Below are 25,955 nucleotides of genomic sequence, written 5' to 3' on the forward strand. Positions count from 1 at the left end.
CTCCATTCTGCATTCTCCATTCTTATGCAGAGACCGTCTTGATTGAGGTTTACCGCTGTCCGGGAATGGAGAATGCAGAATGGAGAATGACGGTTAAGCAGTTGGCAGTGAGCGCCAAAACGCAAGTTTCGCAATGTTTTCCACCGCAACAGGTCTGATGTATTGATGATGAACCACGAACCGAAACTCGGATTTATCGGCTTTGGCGAAGCGGGCTATCACCTCGCCAAAGGCTTGCGCGGCGCGGGTATGACACGGCTGGCGGCGTATGACTTGCACACACATACGCCCGGACGCGGCGAACGCATTCAACAACGCGCCGCTGAAACAGAAGTCGAGTTGGCCGCGTCATCCTCACAACTGGCGCACGCGAGCGACATTCTACTTTCGGTCGTCACGGCCAGTTCCGCCGCCGAAGCCGCCACTCAGACAGCGCCCTATTTGCAAGCCCGGCACCTTTACGCCGATCTCAATTCGGTTTCGCCCGAGACCAAACGTGCGCTTGACCAGACTATTGCCGCCACCGGCGCGCGCTTTGTCGAAGCCGCCGTGATGGCCCCGGTGCCGCCGCAAGGGCATCGCACGCCGATGCTGTTGGGCGGCGCGTCTGCGCAAGTCTTCGCCGACTTGCTCACGCCTTACGGCATGAAGTTAGAAGTCGTGTCAGAACAAATCGGCGTGGCGGTCGCGGTCAAAATGTGCCGCAGCATCATCGTCAAGGGACTCGAAGCGTTGTTGTTTGAATGCGTGCTAGGTGCGACGAAATACGGTGTGGACGAGCGCGTGTTCGCTTCGCTCGAAGCGTCGTGGCCAGGCATGAATTGGAGCAAGCTCGCCGGGTATTGCATGAGCCGCGTCATCGAACACGGCGAACGGCGCGCGCGCGAATTAGAGGAAGTGGCGGCGACGTTGCGCGCCGCCGGCATCGAACCGTTAATGGCCGAGGCCATCGTCAAGCGGCAGGAGTGGGGCGCGCAACTCGGCTTGAATGAACATTTCGGCGGCCAGGTACCGGAAGATTACCGCGCACTGGCGCAAGCGATTGAACAACAATGATCTCGCCCACGAAACCGCACGAAGCAAGCACGAAGAAGAATTGTTTTTCTACGTGTTCTCTTCGTGTGGCTTCGTGGGCAAGAGTTGAGTGATAAGGAGAAACTGTGTACCGAAGCGATGTGGTAGGAAGCCTGTTGCGACCGGCGTATTTGAAAGACGCGCGCGTCAAACACGAGGCAGGCGAAATGTCTGACACGCTCTTCAAACAAATCGAAGACCGCGCCGTCAGCGAGGCCGTCGAGTTGCAGGAACGCGCCGACATCGAAGTCGTCACCGACGGCGAACTGCGGCGCTATGCGTTTTATGGACATTTGATTGATGCCATCGAAGGCTTCGACAAATACGGCGGTTGGGCGATTCCGTTTCGCGATGAGGCGGGCGAAGAGTTGGTCTTGCAACGCCCCGTCGTCGTGTCAAAGCTGCGGCGCAAGCGGCACATGTGCGCCGAGGAATTCACCTGGCTGCGTGCAAGTACGACGCGCCCGGCCAAAACGACGCTGGTCAGCGCGCAACAGGCGGCGGCCTATTACGACGCCGATAAATCAAAGGCCGCGTATGCCACGGTGGACGCCTATCTCGCCGACCTGGTGGATATTCTGCGCGGCGAGATTGATGAATTGATTCGGCTCGGCTGCCAGTACATTCAAATTGATTCGCCGCAATATACTGCGCTGCTCGATCCCGACTTGCGCGCGGGCTACCGGCAACGCGGCAACGACCCCGACCGTTTGCTAGACCTGTCCATTGAGATGGACAACGCCATCATCAATGAGCATCCCACTGTGCAATTCGGGCTGCACCTTTGCCGTGGCAACAACCAGAGCAAGTTTTACGCGCAGGGCGATTACGGGCCGATCACGAAAGTATTTCAGAAAACCAAATTCGACCGCTTCCTGCTCGAATTCGATGACGCGCGTTCGGGCGGCTTTGCGCCGCTGGCCGAAGTGCCCGAAGACCGCGTCGTCGTGCTGGGGCTGGTCAGCACGAAGAAACCCGAACTCGAAAGCCAGGACGAACTCAAACGCCGCATCAATGAGGCGGCACAATATATTTCGCGCGACCGGCTGGCGCTCAGTCCGCAATGCGGCTTTGCTTCCACGCTCGAAGGCAATCTGGTGACGCCCGCCGATCAAGAAGCCAAGTTGCGACTGGTGGCCGAGACGGCGCGCGAAGTGTGGGGCTGAGAGATTTGGCATTTGAGATTTGAGATTTGAGATTTGTCATTGGTGATGCCGTGCGATGAAAGATCAAACAGCGAATGAGTTCGTTCCGGTGAGCTTCCTGCCCGCGCGCGTTGAGGTCGAACGGCGCGAGGATGGCGCATTGCTGTTGCGTTCGCCGGAACCGCTTGCGCCTTACGCGCGCTGCCTGGGCGAACATCTTGAACATTGGGCGCGCGAGCGTCCCGGCCAAATTTATCTGGCGCAACGCGATGGTGAGGCATGGCGCACGCTGACGTTTGCGCAAGCGCTTCAGCAGGTGCGTGCGTTGGCCGCTGCGCTGTTACAACGCGATCTTTCAGCCGAACGCCCCCTTGCCATCCTTTCTGAAAACTCGCTGGAACACGCGCTGCTCGCGCTCGCCGCCATGCACGTGGGCATTCCGTATACGCCGATCTCGGCGGCCTATTCGTTGCTGTCGCGCGATTATCAAAAGCTGCGCGCGGTGTTCGCGTTGCTCACACCAGGGTTGGTATTCGCCGATGACGGCGAACGTTATGGATCGGCGCTGGCGGCGTTGCGTGATTGCGACTTTGAATTGATCGTTGCGCGCAACAAGGAAGCGGTTGAACGTTCATCGCAAACCTTTGCCTCGTTGCTGGCCGACGTAAACACCGAGCGAGTGGATCGCACGTTTGCCGCTATTACGCCCGACACCATTGCCAAGTTCCTGCTGACTTCGGGTTCAACGGGTGAGCCGAAAGCGGTCATCAATACGCAGCGCATGCTTTGTTCCAATCAGCAGACGCTCAGGCAGGCGTGGCCGTTTTTGCAAGAAGAGCCGCCCGTGCTGGTGGATTGGCTGCCGTGGAATCATACGGCGGGCGGCAATAATAATTTTGGCTTGGCGTTGGTCAATGGCGGGACGTTTTACCTTGATGAAGGCAAACCCGTGCCAGGCTTGATCGAAAAGACGGTGCGTAACCTGCGCGAAATATCGCCGACGCTTTATTACGGCGTGCCGCGCAGCTACGAAGCGTTGTTGCCTTTTCTCGAAAACGACGCCGTGTTGCGCGACAGCTTTTTCGCGCGGCTCAAAGTCATGCAATACGCCGGAGCCGCCTTGCCGACACATTTGTGGGAGCGATTGGAAAGCGTATCTGTGTTGGCTAAGGGCCAGCGCGTGCCACTGACTTCGGGTTGGGGCGCGACTGAGACCGCGCCCCAAGTGACGCTGGTGCATTTCACGCCGTTGCGGGCGAGTGTCATCGGGCTGCCTACGCCGGGCAATGAATTGAAAATGGTTCCGCTGCCCGGCCCAAATAAAGACGCAGAGAAATATGAATTGCGCGTAAGCGGGCCGAATGTCACGCCCGGTTATTGGCGGCGCGCTGATTTGACGGCGGCGGCGTTTGACGAAGAAGGCTTCTATCGCATGGGCGATGCGGGACGGTTCGCCGACGTTGACGATCCAACGCAGGGCATCGAATTCGCGGGGCGGCTGGCCGAAGAGTTCAAGCTGGCGAGCGGCACGTGGGTTCACACAGGAGCCTTGCGCGTCAAAGCCATCGCCGCGCTCGCGCCCGTCGCGCAAGACATCGTCGTCACCGGACATGACCGTGACGAGATCGGTTTTTTGATCTTTCCGAATTTGACCGGTGGTGAATCACTCACTGATACCCGCGTGCGTGAAGCCGTGCGCGCGGGGCTGCAACGTTTGCGCGCGGCGGGCGGCGGCAGTTCGACCTATGCGACGCGCGCTTTGTTGCTAACCGAACCGCCGCAGATTGATGCGGGCGAAATCACGGATAAAGGCTACATCAATCAACGCGCCGTGCTGGAACGCCGCGCGGCATGGGTGGAACGGTTGTATGGTGCTACGACGGAGGTAATTCACCTCGACAACTCGAAAGGATGAACATTGTGGAATTGAAACCTGTTACGCCGCGCCTCGAATTACTGGCGCACTTAACCATCACGCTCGCGCCGCCGCTCGGTGTTGGCAAGGTGTTGCTGGGCGAACGCCGCATCATCAACATCACGGGCGGGCGGGTGGAAGGCGCGCGTTTGCGCGGCGAGGTGCTGCCCGGCGGCGCGGATTGGCAAATCGTCGCGGCGGACGGCACCGCGCTGCTCGAAGCCCGCTACACGCTGCGCACCGAAGACGGCGCATTGATTTATGTGCGCAACACCGGCGTGCGGCACGGGCCGCCCGAAGTGTTGGCGGCGGTGGCGCGTGGCGAGGAAGTTGATCCGGCCAAGTATTACTTTCGCGCCGTGCCCGTGTTTGAAACAGGCGCCGCGAAATATGACTGGCTGAATCGTGTTGTCGCAGTTTGTTCGGGCCTGCGCACAAAAGCGGCAGTGCTGTTGGACTTTTACACCGTGACCTAGATTGGGTTGTATTTGCGGATACGGCTGGGCGTGCAGTGCTGGTACAGTGCCGCGCATATCGGCCTTCGAGGCAAGGATGAAAAACAATTTGAGCCAAGCAGGCTATGAGGCAATGATGAAAAACAATTTGGGCAAAGTAGGTTGTGTCGCCACCTGCTTATTGTGCCTGGCAAATTTTGCGTTCGCGCAACAGTCCGTTATTACACTGTACCCCGGCGTTGCGCCCGGTTCCGAAAACGCCAAACAAAAGGAGGTCGAATTCACCAACGCCGACAAACAACGGCGGATTCGCAACGTCACGCAACCGACGCTGACGGCTTTTCTGCCAGAGCGCGGCAAAGCCAATGGCACGGCGATCATCATCGCGCCCGGCGGCGGCTTTATGCACCTCGCCATTGAGAAGGAAGGCAATGCCGTAGCGCGATGGTTGCAAGCGCGGGGTGTCGCAGCGTTCGTTTTGAAATATCGGTTGCTGGATTCCGGCACAGAGGAAGAGTATCGCGCGCAAGCCGCTGCGATGGCGCGCGCCACTGCCCCACAACCGAAAGCGCCCGCGCCCGTTGCCGCGCCACCTGCGCCCAATCCAGCGCGGCAAAAGGCGGTTGAATTTGCCATTGCCGATGGCCGACAGGCTATCAAGTTGGTGCGCCAACGCGCCGCCGAATGGGGCATTGCGCCGGATCGCATCGGGCTGATGGGCTTTTCGGCAGGCGGTATCTTGGCGATGGGCGTCGTCATGCAACACGACGCGGAGAGCCGCCCGAATTTCGCCGCGCCGATTTATGGCGGCAGCACCAGCGGCTTGCCCGTCGCGGCGGACGCGCCGCCCCTGTTCATCGCAGTCGCCGATGACGACCAAACATTTTCCGGCAGCAGCGCCAAGCTCTATCTGGAATGGAAAGCCGCCAAACGCCCGGCGGAATTGCACATTTATTCAAAAGGCGGACACGGCTTCGGCCTCACCAATCGCGGCTGGCCCGTAGACAGTTGGATTGATCGCTTTGGCGATTGGCTGAAAACACAGGGCTTGCTGAAATGACACTGTCGGCCAACCACTCGCAACGCTACAACGCCTCGATGCTGTTGGACGCCAACCTGGCAGCAGGGCGCGGCGCGCGGACGGCGCTTTATTTTGGCAACGAGCAGATCAGCTATAGCGAATTGTTCGCGCGCGTCTGTGCGCTGGGTTGGTTGTTGCACGAATATGAGGTCGTGGCGGAAAATCGCGTGCTGCTCATCCTCGGCGATACGCCGGCGTTTCCCGTAGCATTTTTCGGCGCAATGCGCCTCGGCGCGGTGCCGGTGCCGGTGAATCCTTTGTACAAAGCCGCCGATTACCGCTTCTTTCTCGAAGACACAGCAGCGCGCCTTGTCATCGCCGACGCAGCGCACTTGGACAAACTGGACGAGGCACTCGCTGATTATGATGAAGCAGTCAATGTTATCGTGGCTGAAGAGCTGGATAAATTGCTCGCCGAGCAAGAGAGCGTGCTTGTCCCTGCCAACACGCACCGCGATGACATGGCGTTTTGGCTTTACAGTTCCGGTTCGACCGGCAAGCCGAAAGGCGTGGTGCATTTGCACAGTGCGATTCCGGCAACCTGCGAAACTTATGGGCGCAACGTGCTGCAACTCACCGAAAATGACATCGTGTTTGGCCGCGTGTTGTTTCATGCTTACGGCCTCGGCAATGCCTTGAGCTTTCCCTTTTCTGTCGGTGCGGCTTCGGTGTTATCACCCGCGCGGCCCACGCCGAGCAGTATTTTCGCAGCTATTGAACGTTATCGCCCATCTGTGTTGTGTCTCGTGCCGACGCTTTACAACGCGCTGCTGAACGATCCGGCTTGTGCGCGGGCGGATTTGTCTTCGCTGCGGCGCTGCATTTCCGCTGCGGAATCGCTTGCGCCGGAAACGTGGCGACGCTGGAAAGATCGCTGCGGCTTGCCGATTCTCGACGGCATCGGCTCGACCGAGATGCTGCACATCTTTTGCTCGAACACCGCCGGAGAATGCCAACCTGGTTCGAGCGGCAAGCCCGTGCCCGGCTATGAACTGAAATTGCTGGATGACAACGGCAGCCCTGTCAGTGTTGGCGAGACGGGCCATTTGCTGGTAAAGGGTGCGAGCGCCGCCGCGTTTTATTGGCGCAACCGTGAGAAGACGCAACGCACGATACAGGGTGAATGGGTGGTGACCGGCGACCGCTATCGCTGTGACGAAGACGGCTTGTATTGGTACGAAGGCCGCGCCGACGACATGCTCAAAGTCGGCGGCGAATGGGTCTCGCCGATTGAAATGGAAAACGTGTTGCTGGAACACGCGGCGGTGAATGAAGCCGCCGTGGTCGGCATCAATGTGGACGGCGTGCTGCGCATTCGCGCCGTGATTATTTTGACTGGTGCGGAAACGCCTATGCTCAAAACAGAATTGCAACAATGGTGCAAAGCGCGCTTGCAACGCTTTCAGTATCCGCACCGCATTGATTTTGTGAGTGAGTTGCCGAAGACCGCGAGCGGGAAAATACAACGCTTCAAATTACGGCAGGAAGAGACGCAATGATTAACTTTGAAACTTCGCCGGATCGTTACCAGCATTGGAAGCTTCGCGTTGACGGCGCAATCGCTACTTTGACGATGGATGTCAACGAAGACGCGACGCTCTTTGACGGCTACAAACTCAAGCTCAATTCCTACGACCTCGGTGTAGACATCGAACTCGCCGATGCGGTCGAACGGCTGCGTTTTGAATCCCCGCAAGTCCGTGTCGTCGTCGTCACCAGCCTGAAGCCGCGCATCTTCTGTGCGGGCGCGAACATTTACATGCTGGGTGGTTCGACGCACGCGCACAAGGTCAATTTCTGCAAGTTCACCAACGAAACGCGCTGCGGCATTGAGGACGCCTCGCGCCATTCGGGGCAGCGCTATCTCGCAGCGCTGAACGGCACGGCTTCGGGTGGCGGTTACGAACTGGCGCTTGCCTGCGAAGAAATTTATCTGGTGGATGACAGTAATGCAGCAGTGTCGCTGCCTGAAGTTCCGTTGCTCGGCGTCTTGCCGGGTACGGGCGGGCTGACGCGGCTGGTGGACAAACGCAAAATCCGCCGTGACCGCGCCGATATTTTTTCTACGCTGGCGGAAGGCCTGAAGGCGAAGCGCGCGAAAGAGTGGGGCTTGATTGACGGATATTTTGCGACGAGCAAATTTGACGAAGCAATTGCCGCGCGAGCGCGCGAACTTGCGCTTGGCAGTGAGCGGCCGCAAGGGATCAAATTGCATCCGTTGCAAATTGAAAGCACCGCCGCCGCGCGCGCATACCGCTATGTCAGCTTGCGCTTGCGGCGTGACAAACGTTATGCCGAATTGACGATGCGTGGCCCGGATGCTGGATTGCCGACCGACCCGAACGAAATTCTAAAACTCGGTGATGCGTGGTGGCCGCTCGACGCGTTCCGCGAACTGGATAATGCGCTGCTGCATCTGCGCGTCAACGAACCGGAAATCGGCCTGGTGTGTTTGCGCACGTCGGGTGAGTTGGAAAACGTGCTGGCAATGGATCGTGTGTTGACCGAACAGCGCGGACATTGGCTGGTGCGCGAGACGCGGTTGCTGTTGGCGCGGGCGCTGCGGCGGCTCGATCTGACGGCAAAAAGTTTCTTCGCGCTGATCGAACCCGGCAGTTGTTTTGCGGGCAGTTTGCTCGAACTCGCGCTCGCGTCTGATCGCATGTACATGCTCAACGATCTATCGCGTCCGGTTGAGATTGCGACGAGTGAATTGAACGGAGGCGCATTGCCGATGAGCAATGGCCTGACGCGCTTGCAATCGCGCTTCCTCGCCACACCGGAGCACGTCGAAGTTGTGTTGCAAGGCGGGCGCTTCGACACCGGAGCCGCTGATGATGCGGGTTTGGTTACGGCTGCGCCGGATGGGCTGGACTGGGACGATGAAATCCGGCTGGCGATTGAAGAGCGCACGGCATTGTCGCCCGATGCGTTGACCGGCATGGAGGCGAACTTGCGGTTTGCCGGTGCAGAAACCTGCGACACTAAAATTTTCGGACGCCTGACCGCGTGGCAAAACTGGATTTTCCAACGCCCCAACACCGTCGGCGAACACGGTGCGCTGACCAATTACGGCAAGCCGGCGCAGGCGAAGTTTGATTACCGCCGAACCTAGATCAGTTTGCAATGGCGTATACAGGAGTCAGTTGACGCTGGGACAGTACCGCGCGCGTGAGCAAGCGGCGTGTCAAGCTGGCACCATTGGCTAAACTGCCAAAGCTCCGCTTGCTGACGCGCGCGGTACTGTCTCGCTGCGCGGTTTTCCCGTGCATCGTAGTGAAAACCGATCTAGGTTCGACGGTAGCCTGTCGTCGGTTTCCTGCAAACAAATGTTGCAGGATTTCCAATGGCAACAGATGGCTGGCGACTGACAAGCGACACCAACAAGCGACAACGGGCGACCGACAACCGACAACCGATATGAGCCTTTACGACCGCATACCCAACAACGTGAATCTGGCTGACGATGTACGATTGCAACGCGCGCTGGAAAAGTGGCTGCCGAATTATTTGAGTTGGTGGAATGAGATGGGGCCGGACGGATTCCAGCAAAAAGATGTCTACCTGCGCACGGCGATCAGCGTCGAGCCGTCGGGCTGGGCGCATTTCGATTACGTCAAGATGCCCGATTATCGCTGGGGCATCTTTCTGACGCCGCCGGCGGCGGACGCAACAATCGGCTTCGGCGACAATTACGGCAAGCCTGTTTATCAGGAAGTGCCGGGCGAATTCCGCAATGCGCTGCGCCGCATCATCGTGACGCAGGGAGATACCGAACCCGCTTCTGTTGAGCAGCAGCGGCAACTCGGGCATTCCTGTCCGTCGCTGTACGACTTGCGCAATCTGTTTCAGGTGAACGTTGAGGAAGGCCGTCATTTATGGGCGATGGTGTATTTGCTGCACGGCTATTTCGGGCGCGATGGACGCGAAGAGGCGGAAGAGTTGTTGCAACGGCGCAGCGGCAATCCCGACAAACCGCGCATCCTGCAAGCCTTCAATCAACCGTGTGATGACTGGCTGAACTTTTTCGCGTTCACGATGTTTACAGATCGTGATGGCAAGTATCAATTGGCCGCGCTGGCCGAATCGGGCTTTGAGCCATTGCAGCGCACCTGCCGTTTTATGCTCACCGAAGAAGCGCATCACCTGTCCGTCGGTGAAAACGGCGTGGGGCGCGTCGTCGAACGCACGGCGCAGTTGCTGAAAGCGGGCGAGGTGCGCGCGTTGGGCGGCATTCCGCTCGACATCGTTCAGAAATATATCAACTACTGGTACAGCTATTCGCTCGATCTGTTTGGCGGCGAAATCAGTTCCAACTCAGCCGCCTTTTTTGCCGCCGGTTTGAAAGGACGATACGAAGAGCAGAAACGCTACGATGAGCACGTCGCGGCGGCGGGCAGCTACCAGATTGAAGTGCTGGAAAACGGCCACTGGCATTGCCGCGAAGTGCCGTTGCGCAATGCGCTCAACGAAGTCCTGCGCAATGAATACGGCAAGGATTGCGCGCGCGGGCTGGCGCGCTGGAACAAAATCCTTGCGGACGAAGATCTCACCGAACGGCTTTACCTGCCGAGTAAACGATTTCACCGGCACGTCGGGGCCTATGCCGGGCAGCATTTTGACGTTCATGGCACGCCGCTGTCGGCTGAGGAATTCGCGCGGCGCAGCGCCGCCTGGCTGCCGACGCAGGCGGATCGTGAATACGTGCAAAGCCTAATGACGCCGGTGACCGCGCCGGGCAAAATCGCCAACTGGATCGCGCCACCCAAAACCGGCATCAATCGCCTGTCGTTTGAATTTGAATATGTGCGGTTGTAGCGGCCACGTTGGCTGACAAACAGTCTCAGTAGCTCCAAATTTCAGCTTGTGGCGAAGTGTCGTACTGGGGGACTGATGCCCGGCTCCTGGCTCCTGATTCCTGACAAGCTAAAAATGCTGGCTGATTTTCTGCTGATCAGGAATCAGGAGCCAGGAGCCAGGCATCAGTTTGAGCTCCACAGGCTTACAGGGCACTTCAATTCTGGAGCTGCTGAGTCCGGCCATCCCCTTTGCAGGCGATGGCCTGTGACGCTAACAGGCACGCGAGCGCCCGGGAGGGTTTTATGCGTACACAAGTCGGGATCGTCGGCGCCGGGCCAGCCGGATTGTTGTTGGCGCAGTTGCTGCGCCAGCAGGGCATCGAATCCATCGTCATCGAAAACCGCAGCCGTGGCTACCTCGAAGACCGCGTGCGTGCAGGTGTGCTGGAACAAGGCAGCGTGGCGACGCTCGTCGAAGCTGGCGTGGGGGGGCGCCTGCGGCAAGAGGGGCTGCTTCATCACGGCCTCGAACTCAGTTTCGCCGGACGCCGCCAGCGCATCAATCTGCATGAGTTGACGGGCGGGCGCGCCATCACCGTTTACGGCCAACAGGAAGTCGTCAAAGACTTGATCGAGGTGCGGCTCGCCGCCGCTGCGCCGCTATATTTTGAAGTCGAAGAAACATCCATTCATGCCTGCGACACTGAGGCGCCGCAAGTTCGCTTTTACCACCAGGGCGAACCACATGAGATTCAATGCGATTTCATCGCGGGTTGCGATGGCTTTCACGGTGTTTGCCGCCCCGCCATTCCGGCGGGCGCGTTGCATATTTATGAGCGCATTTATCCGTTCGGCTGGCTGGGCATTCTGGCGCAATCAAAACCGCCCGCCGCAGAGTTGATTTACTGCCGGCACGAACGCGGCTTTGCGCTCTTCAGCATGCGCACGCCCGACATCACACGGCTTTACCTGCAATGCGCGCCTGACGAAGACATTACGCACTGGCCCGACGCGCGCATTTGGGAGGAGCTGGAAAGACGGCTGGGCACGACTGATTTGACGTTGCAGGAAGGCGCGATCCTGCAAAAGGGCGTGACGCCGCTGCGCAGCTTTGTCACGGAGCCAATGCAATACGGCAACTTGTTTTTGGCGGGCGACGCCGCGCACATCGTGCCGCCGACGGGCGCGAAAGGGATGAATCTGGCAATTGCCGATGTGCGCGTGTTGGCGCGCGCCTTCGCGGCGTTTTACCAGACGGGCCAGCGGGATTTGCTGGCGGACTATTCGGCGACGTGTTTGCGTCGCGTCTGGCGCGCCGAGCATTTTTCGTGGTGGATGACGTCGCTGCTGCATCGCTTTCCCGACGCGACGCCGTTTCAGCAAAAGCTGCAATTGGCCGAATTGGAGTATGTCGTGCATTCGCGGGCGGCGGCGACGGTCTTGGCTGAAAATTATGTGGGGTTGCCGTTTGACGTCTGAACCCGCCGCACTGCTTTCCGCATTGAGAGACTGGCGCGTCCAGGTCAGCGCCAGTGGGACAGAATGCTCAAGCATGTCATTACCCACATCTTTTCGCTTTTGCGCCGGAGGCGCGCCGGATATTAGCCGGTGGTGAAGCGAAGCGAAACCACCGGAAGCCCCGTCATTATTGCGGTTGCACCCCGGCAGGGGCGCGGGACGAGTCACGGTAAATTCGCACTTCCTGAGCGGGCAGCAGCCCGTCCCGCACCCCTGCCGGGGTGCGCGTCATCCGGCACGGTTACTACTACCGGTGGTTTCACCACCGGCTAATATCCACGGCCCTTTCAGGGCCAAAACCGGGAAACTGCTAAACTCGAAAGATGTGGGTAATGACATGAATGCTCAATCCGTCCCACTGGTGCTGGTCATCATTGCGTGAATTTCACGCCGTCGAACGCGACGTTGTGTTTCACTTCGGTGAACTTCCAGGTGCCAGTGATGGCGTTGTCTACGGAATAGATGCGCACTGTCATGGGCAGTTTGACGCCGTCCACCTCTTTGTAATCCTCAAAGTCGTATTGCTGCGGAATCGCGCCGAGGAAGTGCGGGTTCGTATCAATGCGCCGCAACAACAACCCGGTCTCAGCGTCGAAGAACAGCGTCGTGCGTGTCTGGTTTTGCTCGAAGCGCAGCACCGTCGTCGCCCGCTCATTGACGCGCCCGCCGCGGCCGGTCGCGAGTTTTGGAAGCGGCTCGCTCAGCTTGACGGCGTTCAATACGTCAGCCAACGCTTTGATGTCATTCAACTCAACCGGATTAAGCGCGCGCACACCGCGCGGGTCTTTGGCAAAGCCCGTCGCGCCATCCGTCGCCGAGACGATTTCAGCCGTTTGGCCATCAGGCGTTGTCATCAGCATGGTCGTCAGCAGCTTGCCGGGCGCGGCGAATTTCACTTCGGCTTTCATGGTTTGGTTGTTGCCGTTGGTGAACGTGCCGGTCAGCGCGCGGGTCTTCAGCTTGGCGGCGGCCTCTTTGCCGCCGACGGCCAGCACGTATTTGTCCCAGACCGATTCAGCGCTCGGCGGCGCGGGCGGCGGGCCTGCGGGCGGCGCACCAGCAGCCGGAGCACCCGGCCCTGGCGGACGCGGGCCACCCGGCGGCGGCCCCGCAGGCGCGGCCAGCGGGAAGGTCGGCGCAGCGGCGGGAATTCCACGGCCTTGATGGCAAGTGAAACACGAAATTTGGTTTCTGCCGCCGAAGCTGTTCTTGTTGGTTTCCTGCACCATTTTGATCATCTGGCGGGCGATGCCTTTGTGTTCGTGTTCGTCGCTGACGAAATCAATGCGGCCGTCTTTCATGGTGTGGCAGAAATTGCAGCGCACGCCCAGCGCCGCGTTGAAATAATTCATCAGCGGACGCAATTGCGAATCGGGCATGCCTTTGAGCACTTGAATGTTTTTCTTGACCTGTTCGACCGGCTTGTCGTCTTGTGAATTCACGACGCCGCGCGAGGCCATGCCCGCGAGCGCCAACGCAAAAGCCATGAGCGGCAGGCTGCGTTTGAGGGTTTTGATAATCATCGGGATCTCCAGTGTGATGGGTTAATGCTGACGCAACAACAGCGCTTGCGTCGGCATCGCGAAAGCTGACGCGCGTCATTCCGGTGCGCCGCGCCTCAGTCTGTAAAGTGTTCGTGCCTTGAGCGTCTTCGTTTGGGCGCCTGTCCAGACGAAGGTTTTTATTCGAGCCAGTTCAGCACGATGGTGAAAGGCGCTGTCGCGGCGTCTTCGAGATTGGTCACCAGCAGGAATTTGCGCCCGTCGCTCGACACCTCATAACCGCGCCCTGCGGTCTTGAGCGCGCGCAGATCAAACAATTCATTCGGCGCGCCCGGCTTAAACGCCGCGCCCTGACTTTGCACCGCGACAGCCATCAGCTTGCCGTCCGCCGCGACATAAAACAATTCCTTGCCGTCGTTGCGCCAACGCGGCTGGTCGCCGCCTTTGATGGAAACCTGCCACTTGCCGCCGGTCAGCGCGTTGGCGGCGAAGCCCTGCACATACACTTCGTTGCTGCCCGATTCGTCCGACACCCAGGTGAGCCAGCGTTCATCGGGCGAAAGGCGTCCGCCGGTTTCGTTGAAGGCCGATTGCAGCAGTGCGTAAGGTTTGTGCGTGCCCTCGAGTGGCAGCGCCCACACGTCCCATTTCGTTTGCGGCGCGCTGTCTTGAAAGAGAATCAGCCGTCCGTCGGCGGCCCAGTCCGTGGGGAATTTTTGCTGGCCGGAGCGGAACAGCAATTCGTCCTGCCCCGCGCCGTTCGCGGCCTTTTGATAAAGGCTCGAAGCGCCGTCGCGCGTCGAAACCCAAGCGAGGCGGCTGCTGTCGGGCGACCAAAGCGGAAACATGTCATTGGCCGGATCGAAAGTGAAACGCAATTCGGTACCGCGCGCCAGATCGAGCACCCACAAATCCGCCGCGCCCGCTGCCGGATCGGGCCGCGCCGTGACGAGCCGCGTTTCATCGGGTGCCAGACTCGCGCCGAGATAGCGATTGACCGAACCGAGTTCGCCGAGTTGCTTGCCGGTGCGGTCGAACCAGGCGGGCTGCTGACGATTATTCGCCGGGTTGCCGGTGGCATACGCTAATACGCCGTTGGCTGAAACCGAAAAGCCGCCGCGTCCGAACGCGCCGCCCGCCAACTGTTCGGCCAGGCGTTCCGGTTCGCCGCGCAACTGGCGCGCGGCCGCATCGAATGCTTGCGCGTACAACGCGCCGTCGCGCATAAACAGCAATGCGCCGCCGCGCGCGCCTTTGGCATACAGCGCGGGCGAGGTCGCACTCAGCAACCGCCGCCGCGCGCTGCCGTCGAGCGCGGCGACATAGATGCCTGTTTCGCTCGCTTGTTGGCCGGTGACCAGATAAAGGTAATGGCCTCCGTCGGGCAAAAAGCTGGGCCATTGATGGTTGCTCTCTTGCCGCGCGGCGTCGGGCGTGGTCAACGTCGCCGCCGCCCCCCCCGCCGCCGTGATGCGCTGTATGCCTGCGCTCGGATGAGGCACAAACAGGATGACGCCGTCACGATTCCATGCGCCACCGCGCGGGCTGGGCGCGTCGGCCAGCGTGACCGGCGATTCGCCGTTGAGCGCGAGGCGTTTGAGTTTGCCTTGCGCAAAAAAACCGAGGCTTTGCCCGTCGGGCGACCAGAACGGCGCGCTGGCTCCTTCGGTGCCTGCCAGTGGTTGCGCGCCCAATGAACTCAAGGGGCGCAGCCATAACGACGAGCGATTGCCTTCGGTGGCGGCGCTGAAAACGAGGCGGCGGCCATCGGGTGCCAGCACCGGATCGCTCATGCGCGTGACTTTGTCGGGCGGCGCAAGCGAGAGCCGCAGCGTTTCGGCTGGCGGCGTGGCGCGTTTGAAAGAGCTGGTGAAATAACCCGCGCCGAACGCGAGCGCGGCACAGGCGACACAAAACCAAACCCATTGAACAGCGGTAAAACGCCGCCACCAGCCAACGGAGGCCGCCTCCTGCCGCAGCGTGACGGCTTCGGCTGAAGGCAAGCCTGACGTTGTCAAGGCTTCGAGCGCAAAGCCCAAATCGCTGACCGATTGAAAGCGCTGCTCCGGGCGCTTTTCGAGACAGCGGTGAATGATGCGTTCCAGCCCCGGCGCTTGTGCGCGTTGTAGCGCGGGCAGTTCCGGCGGTTCGTGGTTGAGAATCGCGTTCATCGTTTCAACTGCCGTCGCTCCGCGAAAGGGCCGCTCACCCGCGAAAAGCTCATACAGAATCACGCCGAACGCAAAGATGTCGGCGCGCTGGTCGGCCTCGCCGCCGCGCACCTGTTCGGGCGCCATATAACCCACCGTGCCCAGCACCATGCCCGGATTGGTTTGCACCTCTTCCGCCGCCAGTTTGCGCAGCGTGTCGTTCGTCGCCGCGCTCGCCGCGCTGGTTTCAGCCGCCGCTTTGAAACGCGGCGGCACGAGTTTGGCCAAACCGAAATCGAGAATCTTTACTCGTTCGTCGGTGGTGATGAAGATGTTTTCGGGTTTCAGATCACGATGGACGAGGCCGCGTTCGTGCGCCGCCGCCAGCCCGCGCGCGATTTGCAAGGCGAACTCAACTGCTTTGCGGGGCGGCAGCGGGCCGCGTTTGAGCCAGGTGCGCAGCGTTTCGCCCGCGAGCAATTCCGACACGAGATAGGGCACGGTTTCGTGCGTGCCGACATCGTGCAGTGTGAGGATGTTCGGATGGTTGAGCATGCCGACGGCACGCGCTTCCTGCTCGAAGCGGCGCAAGCGTTCGTCATCGCGCGCCAGCGCGGCGGGCAAGACCTTGACGGCGACCTTGCGCCCCAGCCGTGTGTCCTGCGCGGCGTAAACTTCGCCCATGCCGCCCGCGCCGACAAACGCGAGCAATTCGTAATGGCCGAGCCGCTGGCCGATGCGCAAGCCCTGCGGCTGGGCGCTGACCAACTGCGCCGCGTCGCGCATGGCGGGCGCGGCAATGAAATCGCCCACCGACTGTTCCGCCGCCAACATGGCTTCGATCTCGCGGCGCAACTCGGCGTCACCGGCGCAAGCCTGCGCGAGAAACGCGGCGCGCGGCGCGGCTGACAAGGCGCTCGCCGCTTCGTAAAGATTGCCGATTTGTTCCCAGCGTTCAGGCGTCATGCAATTTCCTTCTTACGAGCGCGGCAGGCGTTTGAGCAAGCGGCAAGCCCAAAGACAGAGCGCCACAGCGGCAAGCGTGAGGACAATATAAAAAGGGTCTTTTGCCAAAGCAGGGCCTTCTTCGATAACGCGCCAGATGTGAGCCACGACAATCAGGCCGAACACTGCGCCCGTGGTGATGAGATAAGCCTTCATATCTTTTTCGTTATTTCCGACTTGTGTCACACGACTTGATTCAACTCACGGTACAACCACAGCCGCGCCAGTTTCCAATCGCGTTGCACGGTGCGCAGCGAAACCTTGAGCGCCTCGGCGGATTCCTCTTCGCTCAGGCCGCCGAAATAACGCAACTCGACGACCTGGGCCTGGCGCGGATTGAGCGCCGCCAAGCGCGTCAGCGCGTCATCCAACGCCAGCAAATCGGCGCCGCGTTCGGGCGCGACGGCCAACGCTTCGTCGAGCGAAACCTGTTGCGCGCCGCCGCCCCGTTTAAGGTTCTGCCGTGAACGCGCGAAATCCACCAGAATGCGCCGCATCAATTGCGCCGAGACGGCGAAAAAGTGCGCGCGGTTTTGCCAGCGCACCTGACTCGAATCAATCAGCCGCAAATAGGCTTCGTTGACCAGCGCCGTCGTTTGCAAGGTATGGCCGGGCCGCTGCCGCCGCAAATGCCGCGCCGCCACCTGCCGCAATTCCGCGTAAACCAACGGCATCAATTGGGCGAGCGCGGCCTCATCGCCTGCGCCCCAGGCGAGCAAGAGTTGGGTGATTTGTGGTGACGTAGACTTTTCCATTGGCAATTCACAAGACGTTCATTCTAGCCGCACGTTCACAGCTTTTTCTGCGAGTGAGAAAAAAACTTTCCGCGCGTGGCGGGTTTTGCCGCCAGATTCCGTCTCATGTGGGTGAGGGCGGCAAGCGGCTGTCCCGGCAGAATCTCAAACGTATCATCAAGTCGTCGTCTCAAATAGGAAAAAGGATATGAAAAGCAAGAGTTTCAATTGGTTGGCGGTTGTCTTCACGGTTTTAATTGCGGCGTTCACGCTGCAAGCCCAAAGCCTCAACACCCTGCGCGGGCAAATCGTTGACGAAACCGGCGCGCTCATTCCCGGCGCGGTCGTGACGCTGACGGGCGCGAATGGCAAGCCGCTCACCGCGACGGCCAACGCCGTGGGCGAATTCGCGCTGCCCAATCTGGCGGCGGGCGTTTATGCGCTGCGCGTGGCGGCGGAAGGCTTTCAGCCCTTCGCGCAAAAGGCCGTGAATGTGCCGCTCGCGGGCGGGCCGTTGAAAATCACGCTGGCGATTGCCGCGATGAACATCGTCGAGGAAGTCAAAGCCGAGGAAACCGGCGCCTCAGTCGAGCCGGATCAAAACCTGAGCGCCGTCGTCCTGGGCGAAGATTTCATCAAGACGCTGCCCGACAACGAAGACGACCTCAAACAACAGCTCGAAGCGTTGGCCGGTCCGGGGGCAGGCCAGGGCGCGCAGATCATGATTGACGGCTTTAGCGGCGGACGGCTGCCGCCGCGCGATGCGATCCTGCAAATTCGCGTCAACCAGAACCCTTACGCCGCCGAATTCGCGCAATCGGGTTTTGGCCGCATCGAAATCATCACCAAGCCGGGTAACGACAAATGGCGCGGCAGTGCGAGCTACAACCTGCGCAATTCGGGGCTGGATGCGCGCAACGCCTTTGCCCGCGTCAAACCCGAAGTCGCGCAAAACCGCTATTCGTTCAACCTGAGCGGCGCGTTGATTCCGAAAAAGATGTCCTTCTTCGCCAACATCGAACGGCGCGGTTTGGAAGGCAGCAGCGCGGTCAACGCCACGACGCTCGACGGCGTCTTCGTCGCCAACGTGCCCGCGCCCAACACCAGCACGTCGTTCAATCTGCGCACGGATTACCTGTTGAATCAGCGCAACACGCTCAACGTCAGTTACAACCTCTTTCGCAACGACAGCCAGAATCGTGAATTCGCCGTGCGCTTTGGCGGCGGCGGGCCGGGCGGTGGTGGGCCGGGTGGCGGCGGAGGCGGTTTTGGCGGCGGCGGCTTGGCGGTGAGCGGCAATTACATCTTGCCCGAACGCGGCACAAATGCCGTGAACAACAACCAGACCTTGCAAATCGGCGAGACTTACATCGTCAACAGCAACCTGCTCAACGAGGCGCGTTTGCGCTTCCAGCACGAAAGCGGTTCGGCGCAACCGGTCACGCCCAGTCAGGTTGCCATCAATGTGCTCGACGCCTTCAACGGCGGCGGCTCGACGGTGTCGAACACGACGCGCGGCAACAATCTCGAATTTCAAAACTACCTGACCTGGACGCGCAAACGGCACACCCTCAAAGGCGGCGTGCAGTTTCAATACGAGACCAATCACAACGAAGACGCCAGCAATTTTAACGGCACCTTCACTTTCTCAAGTCTCGATCAGTATCGCCGCGTGCTGGCGGGCGAAACCCTAAGCGGGCTGGCGGCGGCGCGTTATCAATACACGGTCAATCGCGGCGCGACGTTGCTGGCTTACAACCGTTATGAAGCCGCCTGGTTTGTGCAGGACGACTTCCGCGTCAAACCCACGCTCACGCTCTCGTTCGGCTTGCGCCACGAGTTTCAGCAGTATTTGCAGGACAAAAACAATCTGGCGCCGCGCTTCGGCCTGGCCTGGTCGCCTTTCAAAGACCGTAAGACGACGGTGCGCGTGGGCGGCGGCGTCTTCTATACACGCCTCAACGGCAGCCTTTATGAAAACACTTTGCGTTACGACGGCGTGCGCCAACAGAGCATCGTCATTCAAAACCCGTCGTACCCCGACCCCTTTGCGGGCGACGCGGCGTTGCGTATCACCAACACGATCACGCGCACGCTGGAATCGAACCTGCGCGCGCCTTACACGGTCAATCTTTCCGCCGCCATCGAACGCCAATTGCCCAAAGGGCTGACGGGTTCGCTGACCTATATTTACACGCGCGGCCTGCACCAGTTCCGCACGCGCAATATCAATGCGCCTTTCACCGACGCGGACGGCGCCGTGACGCGCCCACTCGGCGATGTCGGCAACATTTACGAACTGGAATCATCGGCGCGTTCGCAATACCACGGCCTGCAATTCCGTTTGGATCGCCGCCTGGGGCGCAACTTCAACGTGTTTAGCAATTACTCGCTCTCGTTCAGCCGCAGCGATGCTGACGGCGCCAGCGCGCTGCCCGCGAACAATTACGACCTGCTCAACGAATGGGCGCGCGCGGCCAACGACCGCCGCCACACCATCTTTGTGGGTGGGCGCGTCTCGCTGCCTTACGGTCTGAGCCTTTCGCCGTTCGTGTCAGCTTCGTCGGGCGCGCCTTACACGATCACGACGGGCAGCGACGACAACGGCGACACGTCTTTCAATGACCGCCCGCTCGGCCTGGGCCGCAACACGGCGCAAGGCCCCGGCAATTTCAACGTGAACATGAACGTCAGCAAAACCTTCAGCTTCGGCGCGCGCAAAGACACGAACGGGCAGGCCGCGCAAGGCGGCGGCGGCTTTGGTGGTGGGGGCGGCGGACGCGGCGGGTTCGGCGGCCCCGGTGGTTTTGGCGGCCCCGGTGGTGGCGGTAACGAAGGCAGCGGACGATTCAACGTGCAGTTGACGGCGCAAATCTCAAACCTGCTCAACCGCGTCAACTACGGGCAATTCAGCGGCGTGCTGAGTTCGCCTTACTTCGGCTTGCCCAGCAGCGCGAGCGCCGCGCGGCAATTGGAACTCGGCGTGCGCTTCAGCTTTTAGCTCAGTTAGCCGAAGCCTGTGCGCAATTCGACCAGCGTATAGATACGCGGATGACGCAAGTGCCGCACTGATTCGCGGCTATGAAGGGCAGGCGGCGAGTTTGTATTTCGAGGTGTTCAGTTTGCATTTGCAGCAACAGCGCGACGATTTCGCCTTTACGACGCGGTCGAAACGTCCGCCGGGCGATGTGATCAACTGTTTGCTGTCTTATCTGTACGCGCTCGGCCAACGAGGCCCGATGAGTGTTCGCCTTGCTGCTGTTGACTTGATACATAAGAACTGTTATCAGATGCTAGTTCACTATGAGGTCTACAGTATCCACTGTTGAAGAAGCCCTAAGCCAAACGGGCGTGACGATAGCCTCCTTGCAGGACGCGGAGAAACGCGCCCTGGATGAGCGGGGCTATCTCCTGCTGCCAGGAATTATTGACGCCACTTGGTTGGGGCAGATGCGCGCGGCGTTTGAGGCGATTGCGGCGTTTGAACGCCAAGGTGTTAGCGGCAAAGAAACTGGTACGCGCCATCCGGGCGATTTGCTGAACCGCGACCGAGCTTTTCTGGACGTTTGCTCGCAACCCAAAGTGTTGGCCGCCGCGCATCAAGTGCTGAGGCGCTCTTTCCGATTGACCCAATGCGCGGGGCGCGATCCGCTGCCGGGGTTTGGCCAGCAAGGTTTGCACACCGATTGGATGCCGCGTGCGCCGCACGAACCGTTTTACGTCGTGACTGCCATCTGGCTGTTGGATGATTTCACTGCCAGCAATGGCGCGACACGGGTCGTGCCGGGCACGCATCTGCTGAAAGGCGGTGAGCCAAAAAACCTGGCGGATCCGGCGGCGCATCACCCGGCGGAATTGCGCGTGACGGCTGCGGCAGGCGCGGTGCTGGTTTTCAACGGCCACCTCTGGCACAGCGGTACGCGCAATGACAGCACGCGCTCGCGCCGGGCTGTGCAATGTGTCTTTCATGCGCGCGAGACCGTTCCGCCCTTTACGCAGCCGTTACACAATCAGCCGACGGAATTGCCGCCCGCCGTGCGCTACCTGCTTGGTTGTTGAACGGATCCCAAGCAGCGGGACAGTACCGCGCGCGTCAGCCAGCGGCGTGTCACATCTGGCGCACTGGGTCAACGGCGTAGTGCTCCGCTTGCTGACGCGCGCGGTACTGTCCCGCTGCTACACGCTCTTCCGTACACGCCACTGAAAACACTCCCCTGCCAAAGTGCGGTTAGCGCTTGCCAAAAACCGGCCTCGTCGCCATGCTCGCCGTGGCTGGCGGCGCCGCGCTCCCCGCGCAAATTCCCGCGCCGCCTGAAACGCAGGAGAAAAAGACCATGACGTTAGCTGAAGTCTGTGTGCGTCGCCCCGTCTTTGCGACGATGCTGGTGCTGTTTCTGGTCGTGCTGGGCGTGTTTTCGTTTATGGATTTGGGCGTAGACCTCTTCCCCAAAGCCGACCCGCCTATCGTCAACGTGCGCATCAAACTGCCCGGCGCAAGCCCCGATGAAGTGACCAGCCAAATCGTGCTGCCAGTCGAAGAACAAATCAGCAGCGTCAGCGGTCTGGATGAATTGGAAATCTGGTCAATGGATGGGCTGGCGCGCATCACCTGTCGCTTCGCCCTCGACCGCAAGATGGAGGATGCCGCACAGGACGTGCGCGAAAAGGTCGCGCTGGCGATGGGCAAGCTGCCGCCCAATACACAACCGCCCGTCATCACCAAAGCCGATCCCGAATCCGACCCGATCATCACGCTGGTCGTGGGCGGCCCGCGCAATTTGCGCGAGATTACCGAAATCGCCGACAAGCAGATCAAACGCACGCTGCAAACCGTGGACGGCGTCGCCGCGATTGACATCGTGGGCGGGCGCGACCGCGAGATTCAAATCCTGCTGGACGCCGAAAAACTCAACAGCCATCGCATCACCGTCAATCAGGTCGCGCGCGCGCTGCAAAACGAAAATATCGAAGCGCCCGGCGGCAGGTTGTATCAAGGCACGGAAGAACTGGCCGTGCGCACGATGGGCCGTTTCGACGTGGTACGCGAATTCAGCGATCTGATCGTCTCAAGCACGAGCAGCGCGCCGATCAAGGTCTCCGATTTGGGTCACGTCGAAGACATCTTTGCCGAGCCGCGCAGCTTCGCCAGACTCGACGGCAAACCGGCGGTCACGTTGCAAATCCGGCGGCAGGCCGGTACTAACACCGTCAAAGTCGTGGACGCCTTGCGCGAGAAACTCGACAAGCTGCGTCCGACCTTGCCCAACGATCTGACGATCAATGTCATCAGCGATCAATCGCAATTCATACGCGCTTCGATTGCCGCGTTGCAGGAACATCTGCTGCTGGGCAGTTTGCTGGCGAGCCTGATTATTCTGCTGTTCATCCGCAACTGGCGCGCGGTGCTGATTTCGTCGCTGGCGATTCCGGCTTCGATCATCGCCACCTTCACGCTGATGCGTATCGCGGGGTTCACGCTCAACAACATGACGCTGCTGGCATTGACGCTGGCGGTCGGCATCGTGATTGATGACGCGATTGTGGTGCTCGAAAACATCTTCCGCCATCTTGAAGAATTGCATCGCTCGCCCATGCAGGCCGCGATCGAAGGCACGAAAGAAGTCGCCTTGGCCGTGACCGCGACGACGCTTTCGCTGGTCGTGATCTTCGTGCCCATCGCGTTTATGACTGGTTACGCGCAACGCTATTTGAATGCTTTCGGCTGGACGATGACCTGCGCGATTATGGTTTCGTTGCTGGTGTCATTCACGCTGACGCCAATGCTGGCCGCGCGCTTTTTGCGCCGCGACGCCAGCGAAGTGAAGCTCTCGAAGCAGACGGCGCTCTTCACCTGGTTCGAGCACCACTATGAACGTATGCTCAACTGGTCGCTCGATCATCCCTGGGTGATCCTGGGTTTGAGCGTGCTGGTTTTCGCCACGACCTTCCCGCTCAACCGCATGGTCGGGCGCGATTTCATCCCCAGCGATGATCAGGGCGAATTCACCATTCACGTGGATTTGCCCGAAGGCCTGTCGCTCGCGGGCCTGAACAAATTTGTAAACGACATCGAACCGAAGTTGCAGCAGTTGCCCGAACTCAATCACTTGCTGACGCTCTCCAGCGAGCGGCTCAATCACGTCCATTTCACGCCCAACCTGATTGACCTCGACAAACGCAGACTCAGCAGCCAAGAAGTTGGGGCTATTGCGCGCAAAATCTTCGAGCAGGTGCCCCAGGCGCGTCACAAAATTGCGTACCCCTCGGCCCTGGGCGGTGGCGAATCGCTGGGCTTCCCGATTCAGGTGCAATTGCTTGGCCCCGAACTGGACAAACTGGGCGAGCTGGCGCGGCAGGCGGGCGATGAAATCCGCGCCCTGCCGGGCATCGTCAGTTCCGAACCGTCGTTCTTTTTCGCCAGCCCCGAATTGCGCGTGACGCTTGATCGCGCGCGCGCCGCCGAACTGGGCGTGCGCGCCAACGATGTCGCCAGCGCCGTGCGCCTGCTGATGAGCGGCGAAGACGAGATCACGACCTACCGCGAAGCCGGCGAACAATATCCGGTCAAAATCATGCTCGACGAAAAACAGCGCAGCGACCGCGAGATTCTTTCGCGGCTGATGGTGCCGTCGTCCAAGCTCGAACAAGTACGCATTGACAACGTCGCCGGCATCGCGCGCGGGTTGGGACCGTCGCGCATCAACCGTTTCAACCGCCAATACAACATCCCCATCTTCGTCGCCAACGCGCCCAGCAAGCCGATGAACGAAGCGGTCAAAGACATCACGCAGGCGATGACGAAACTAAACTTTCCGCCGGGCTATCGCTACTTTTTCGGCGGCAACGTCAAAGCGCTGGACGAGACGACGAGCAATCTGATCATGGCCTTTCTGCTCGCCATCGTGTTTATGTACATGGTGCTGGCGGCGCAATTCGAAAGCTTCACGCACCCGTTCATCATCCTGCTGGCGCTGCCGTTAAGCGTGCCCTTTGCGCTGTTGTCGCTCTATCTGACGGGCCGCACACTGAATCTGTGGAGCACGCTGGGCGTCTTGCTGTTGCTGGGCATCGTCAAAAAGAACGCGATTTTGCAAGTGGATTACACCAACCACCTGCGCGCCGAAGGGCTGTCGGTGCGCGACGCGATTCTGCAAGCCGACCGCGCGCGCTTGCGCCCGATTCTGATGACGACGTTCTCGATCATCGCGGGCCTGATTCCGACGGCCTTTGGCAGCGGCGCGGGCAGCGCGCAACGTTCGGCCATCGCCGTCACGATCATCGGCGGACAGTTGTTCTGTCTGTTGCTGACGCTGTTGCTGACGCCGGTCGCCTATGAGTTGCTGGATCGTTGGAGTCCACGGCTGTTGCGCGTGCGGCAGTGGCGTTGGAAGGCGCTCGTCAAAGGCGCGAGCGAAAAGCCGAACGGATAAACGGTACCGCGCGCGTGAGCAAGCGGAGCCTGAGCTGCCGCACCAGTGCGCCAAACTTGACGCTCCGCTTGCTCACGCGCGCGGTACCGTATCGCTGCACGTTTTTCTCCAAACATTGAAGCGAAATCATGACAACAGAAACAATCGCAATCATTGGCGGCACGGGCGACCAGGGTCGCGGCCTGGCGCTGCGCTGGGCCAAAGCCGGTTATGCCATCATCATCGGCTCACGTGACGCCGCGCGCGCGGCTGCGGCGGCGGAAGAGATGCGCGCCGAACTCGGCGGCGTGCCGAACATCACCGGCTTAGCCAATGCCGAAGCCGCCGCGCAAGCCGCCATCGTCGTCTTGGCCGTGCCTTTCGCCGCACAAACGCCTACGCTCAAAGGCATCGTGCAGAGCCTGCAGCCCGGCACGTTGCTCGTGGATGTCACCGTGCCGCTCGAACCGGCGGTGGGCGGCAAGCCGACGCGGGTGTTGGGCGTGTGGGCCGGTTCCGCTGCTGAACAAACCGCCGAACTCGCGCCCGCCGGGGTCGAAGTCGTCGCGGCCTTTCACAATGTTGGCGCGGATGCGCTCAGCGCTCTCGCACACGAGGTCGAATGCGACATCCTCGTGTGTGGCGACAAGAAAGATGCCAAATTGCGTTTACGTCCGCTGGTCGAAGCCATTCCCGGTTGCCGCTATGTTGACGCGGGGGTGCTCGCCAATGCGCGCATCGTCGAAGCCATGACCGCGCTGCTCATCGGCGTCAACATTCGCTACAAAACGCACACCGGCATTCGCGTGACCGGGTTGCCCGCCTGAGCAGGGCTTTCGCAAAGTCCTCAAACCATCCGCCAAAGACCTTTGACTGACTCCCGCTTCCTGACTCCTGATTCCTGCTAGACCGGTTTGCAATTGCGTTTACGGGAGCGCGTTGGGCCGGGACAGTACCGCGCGCGTGAGCAAGCGGCGCGTCAAGTTTACGCCGTTGGCTGAACCGCCCAGGCTCCGCTTGCTGACGCGCGCGGTACTGTCCCGCTGCGCAACTTTTCCCATCCACCGATGTGAAAACCGATCTAAATTGAAAATCAGCCAGTATTTTCAGTTGAGCAGGAATCAGCAACCGGGCATCAGGAGTCAGTCGAGCCGTTCGAGTGCTCTCG

General features: G+C 60.2%; 18 protein-coding genes. 14 read left to right on the top strand and 4 right to left on the bottom strand.

The genetic code is table 11. From position 1 onward, the window contains the following. Window positions 1-165 precede the first annotated feature (165 nt). The 9 genes from HY011_31520 to pobA all read left to right on the top strand — a co-directional run bounded on the left by HY011_31520 (window position 166) and on the right by pobA (window position 11,948). Window positions 166-1,056 carry an NAD(P)-dependent oxidoreductase gene (locus tag HY011_31520; GenBank protein MBI3427477.1) on the top strand — a complete coding sequence of 297 codons (891 nt, stop codon included), beginning with the start codon at window positions 166-168 and terminating at the stop codon, window positions 1,054-1,056. Window positions 1,057-1,160: 104 nt separating this feature from the next. Continuing rightward, the gene (locus tag HY011_31525; GenBank protein MBI3427478.1) at window positions 1,161-2,240 is read left to right on the top strand and encodes a cobalamin-independent methionine synthase II family protein; all 1,080 of its coding nucleotides are present in this window, start codon (window positions 1,161-1,163) and stop codon (window positions 2,238-2,240) included. Between the two features lie 55 nt (window positions 2,241-2,295). Beyond that, complete coding sequence (locus HY011_31530; protein ID MBI3427479.1) at window positions 2,296-4,134, top strand: feruloyl-CoA synthase; 1,839 nt, start codon at window positions 2,296-2,298, stop codon at window positions 4,132-4,134. Beyond that, window positions 4,131-4,610, top strand: coding sequence for a DUF3237 domain-containing protein (locus HY011_31535; GenBank protein ID MBI3427480.1), 480 nt, complete (start codon window positions 4,131-4,133; stop codon window positions 4,608-4,610). Before HY011_31530 ends, HY011_31535 begins: the two co-directional genes overlap by 4 nt. A 115-nt stretch (window positions 4,611-4,725) precedes the next feature. Next, window positions 4,726-5,649 (top strand): alpha/beta hydrolase, encoded by a 924-nt coding sequence (locus tag HY011_31540; GenBank protein ID MBI3427481.1) that lies wholly within the window; start codon window positions 4,726-4,728, stop codon window positions 5,647-5,649. Further along, a complete protein-coding gene (locus HY011_31545) occupies window positions 5,646-7,169 on the top strand; it encodes a benzoate-CoA ligase family protein (protein ID MBI3427482.1) in 1,524 nt (507 codons plus the stop codon). The genes HY011_31540 and HY011_31545 overlap by 4 nt, the downstream gene beginning before the upstream one ends. Further along, window positions 7,166-8,785 carry a benzoyl-CoA-dihydrodiol lyase gene (locus HY011_31550; protein MBI3427483.1) on the top strand — a complete coding sequence of 540 codons (1,620 nt, stop codon included), beginning with the start codon at window positions 7,166-7,168 and terminating at the stop codon, window positions 8,783-8,785. Before HY011_31545 ends, HY011_31550 begins: the two co-directional genes overlap by 4 nt. A gap of 305 nt (window positions 8,786-9,090) precedes the next feature. After that, window positions 9,091-10,488, top strand: a complete 1,398-nt coding sequence (gene boxB, locus HY011_31555; GenBank protein MBI3427484.1) for a benzoyl-CoA 2,3-epoxidase subunit BoxB — start codon at window positions 9,091-9,093, stop codon at window positions 10,486-10,488. A 284-nt stretch (window positions 10,489-10,772) separates the two neighbouring features. Next, window positions 10,773-11,948: a 4-hydroxybenzoate 3-monooxygenase gene (gene pobA / locus HY011_31560; protein MBI3427485.1), complete on the top strand. Its 1,176-nt coding sequence runs from the start codon at window positions 10,773-10,775 to the stop codon at window positions 11,946-11,948. Between the two features lie 410 nt (window positions 11,949-12,358). On the opposite strand, the gene HY011_31565 is transcribed toward pobA, so the two are convergent. The 4 genes from HY011_31565 to HY011_31580 form a co-directional block, all read right to left on the bottom strand. Next, window positions 12,359-13,510, bottom strand: coding sequence for a c-type cytochrome (locus tag HY011_31565; GenBank protein ID MBI3427486.1), 1,152 nt, complete (start codon window positions 13,508-13,510; stop codon window positions 12,359-12,361). Window positions 13,511-13,668: 158 nt separating this feature from the next. Then, a complete protein-coding gene (locus HY011_31570) occupies window positions 13,669-16,605 on the bottom strand; it encodes a serine/threonine-protein kinase (GenBank protein ID MBI3427487.1) in 2,937 nt (978 codons plus the stop codon). A 12-nt stretch (window positions 16,606-16,617) separates the two neighbouring features. After that, window positions 16,618-16,800 carry a hypothetical protein gene (locus tag HY011_31575; protein ID MBI3427488.1) on the bottom strand — a complete coding sequence of 61 codons (183 nt, stop codon included), beginning with the start codon at window positions 16,798-16,800 and terminating at the stop codon, window positions 16,618-16,620. Between the two features lie 26 nt (window positions 16,801-16,826). Beyond that, window positions 16,827-17,399 carry a sigma-70 family RNA polymerase sigma factor gene (locus tag HY011_31580; protein MBI3427489.1) on the bottom strand — a complete coding sequence of 191 codons (573 nt, stop codon included), beginning with the start codon at window positions 17,397-17,399 and terminating at the stop codon, window positions 16,827-16,829. Window positions 17,400-17,586: 187 nt separating this feature from the next. Here HY011_31580 and HY011_31585 point away from each other — a divergent pair, with 187 nt between their 5' ends. The 5 genes from HY011_31585 (at window position 17,587) to npdG (ending at window position 25,614) form a co-directional block, all read left to right on the top strand. After that, complete coding sequence (locus HY011_31585; protein ID MBI3427490.1) at window positions 17,587-20,379, top strand: carboxypeptidase regulatory-like domain-containing protein; 2,793 nt, start codon at window positions 17,587-17,589, stop codon at window positions 20,377-20,379. 16 nt (window positions 20,380-20,395) lie between these two features. Further along, window positions 20,396-20,707, top strand: coding sequence for a CRISPR-associated endonuclease Cas1 (locus tag HY011_31590; GenBank protein MBI3427491.1), 312 nt, complete (start codon window positions 20,396-20,398; stop codon window positions 20,705-20,707). After that, entirely contained in the window at window positions 20,682-21,437 is a 756-nt protein-coding gene (locus HY011_31595; GenBank protein MBI3427492.1) for a phytanoyl-CoA dioxygenase family protein, read from the top strand. The genes HY011_31590 and HY011_31595 overlap by 26 nt, the downstream gene beginning before the upstream one ends. A gap of 176 nt (window positions 21,438-21,613) precedes the next feature. Further along, complete coding sequence (locus HY011_31600) at window positions 21,614-24,808, top strand: efflux RND transporter permease subunit (GenBank protein MBI3427493.1); 3,195 nt, start codon at window positions 21,614-21,616, stop codon at window positions 24,806-24,808. Between the two features lie 128 nt (window positions 24,809-24,936). After that, a complete protein-coding gene (gene npdG / locus HY011_31605; protein MBI3427494.1) occupies window positions 24,937-25,614 on the top strand; it encodes an NADPH-dependent F420 reductase in 678 nt (225 codons plus the stop codon). Window positions 25,615-25,955 lie beyond the last annotated feature (341 nt).

It is taken from the genome of Acidobacteriota bacterium, assembly GCA_016196035.1.
Taxonomy (GTDB): domain Bacteria; phylum Acidobacteriota; class Blastocatellia; order RBC074; family RBC074; genus JACPYM01.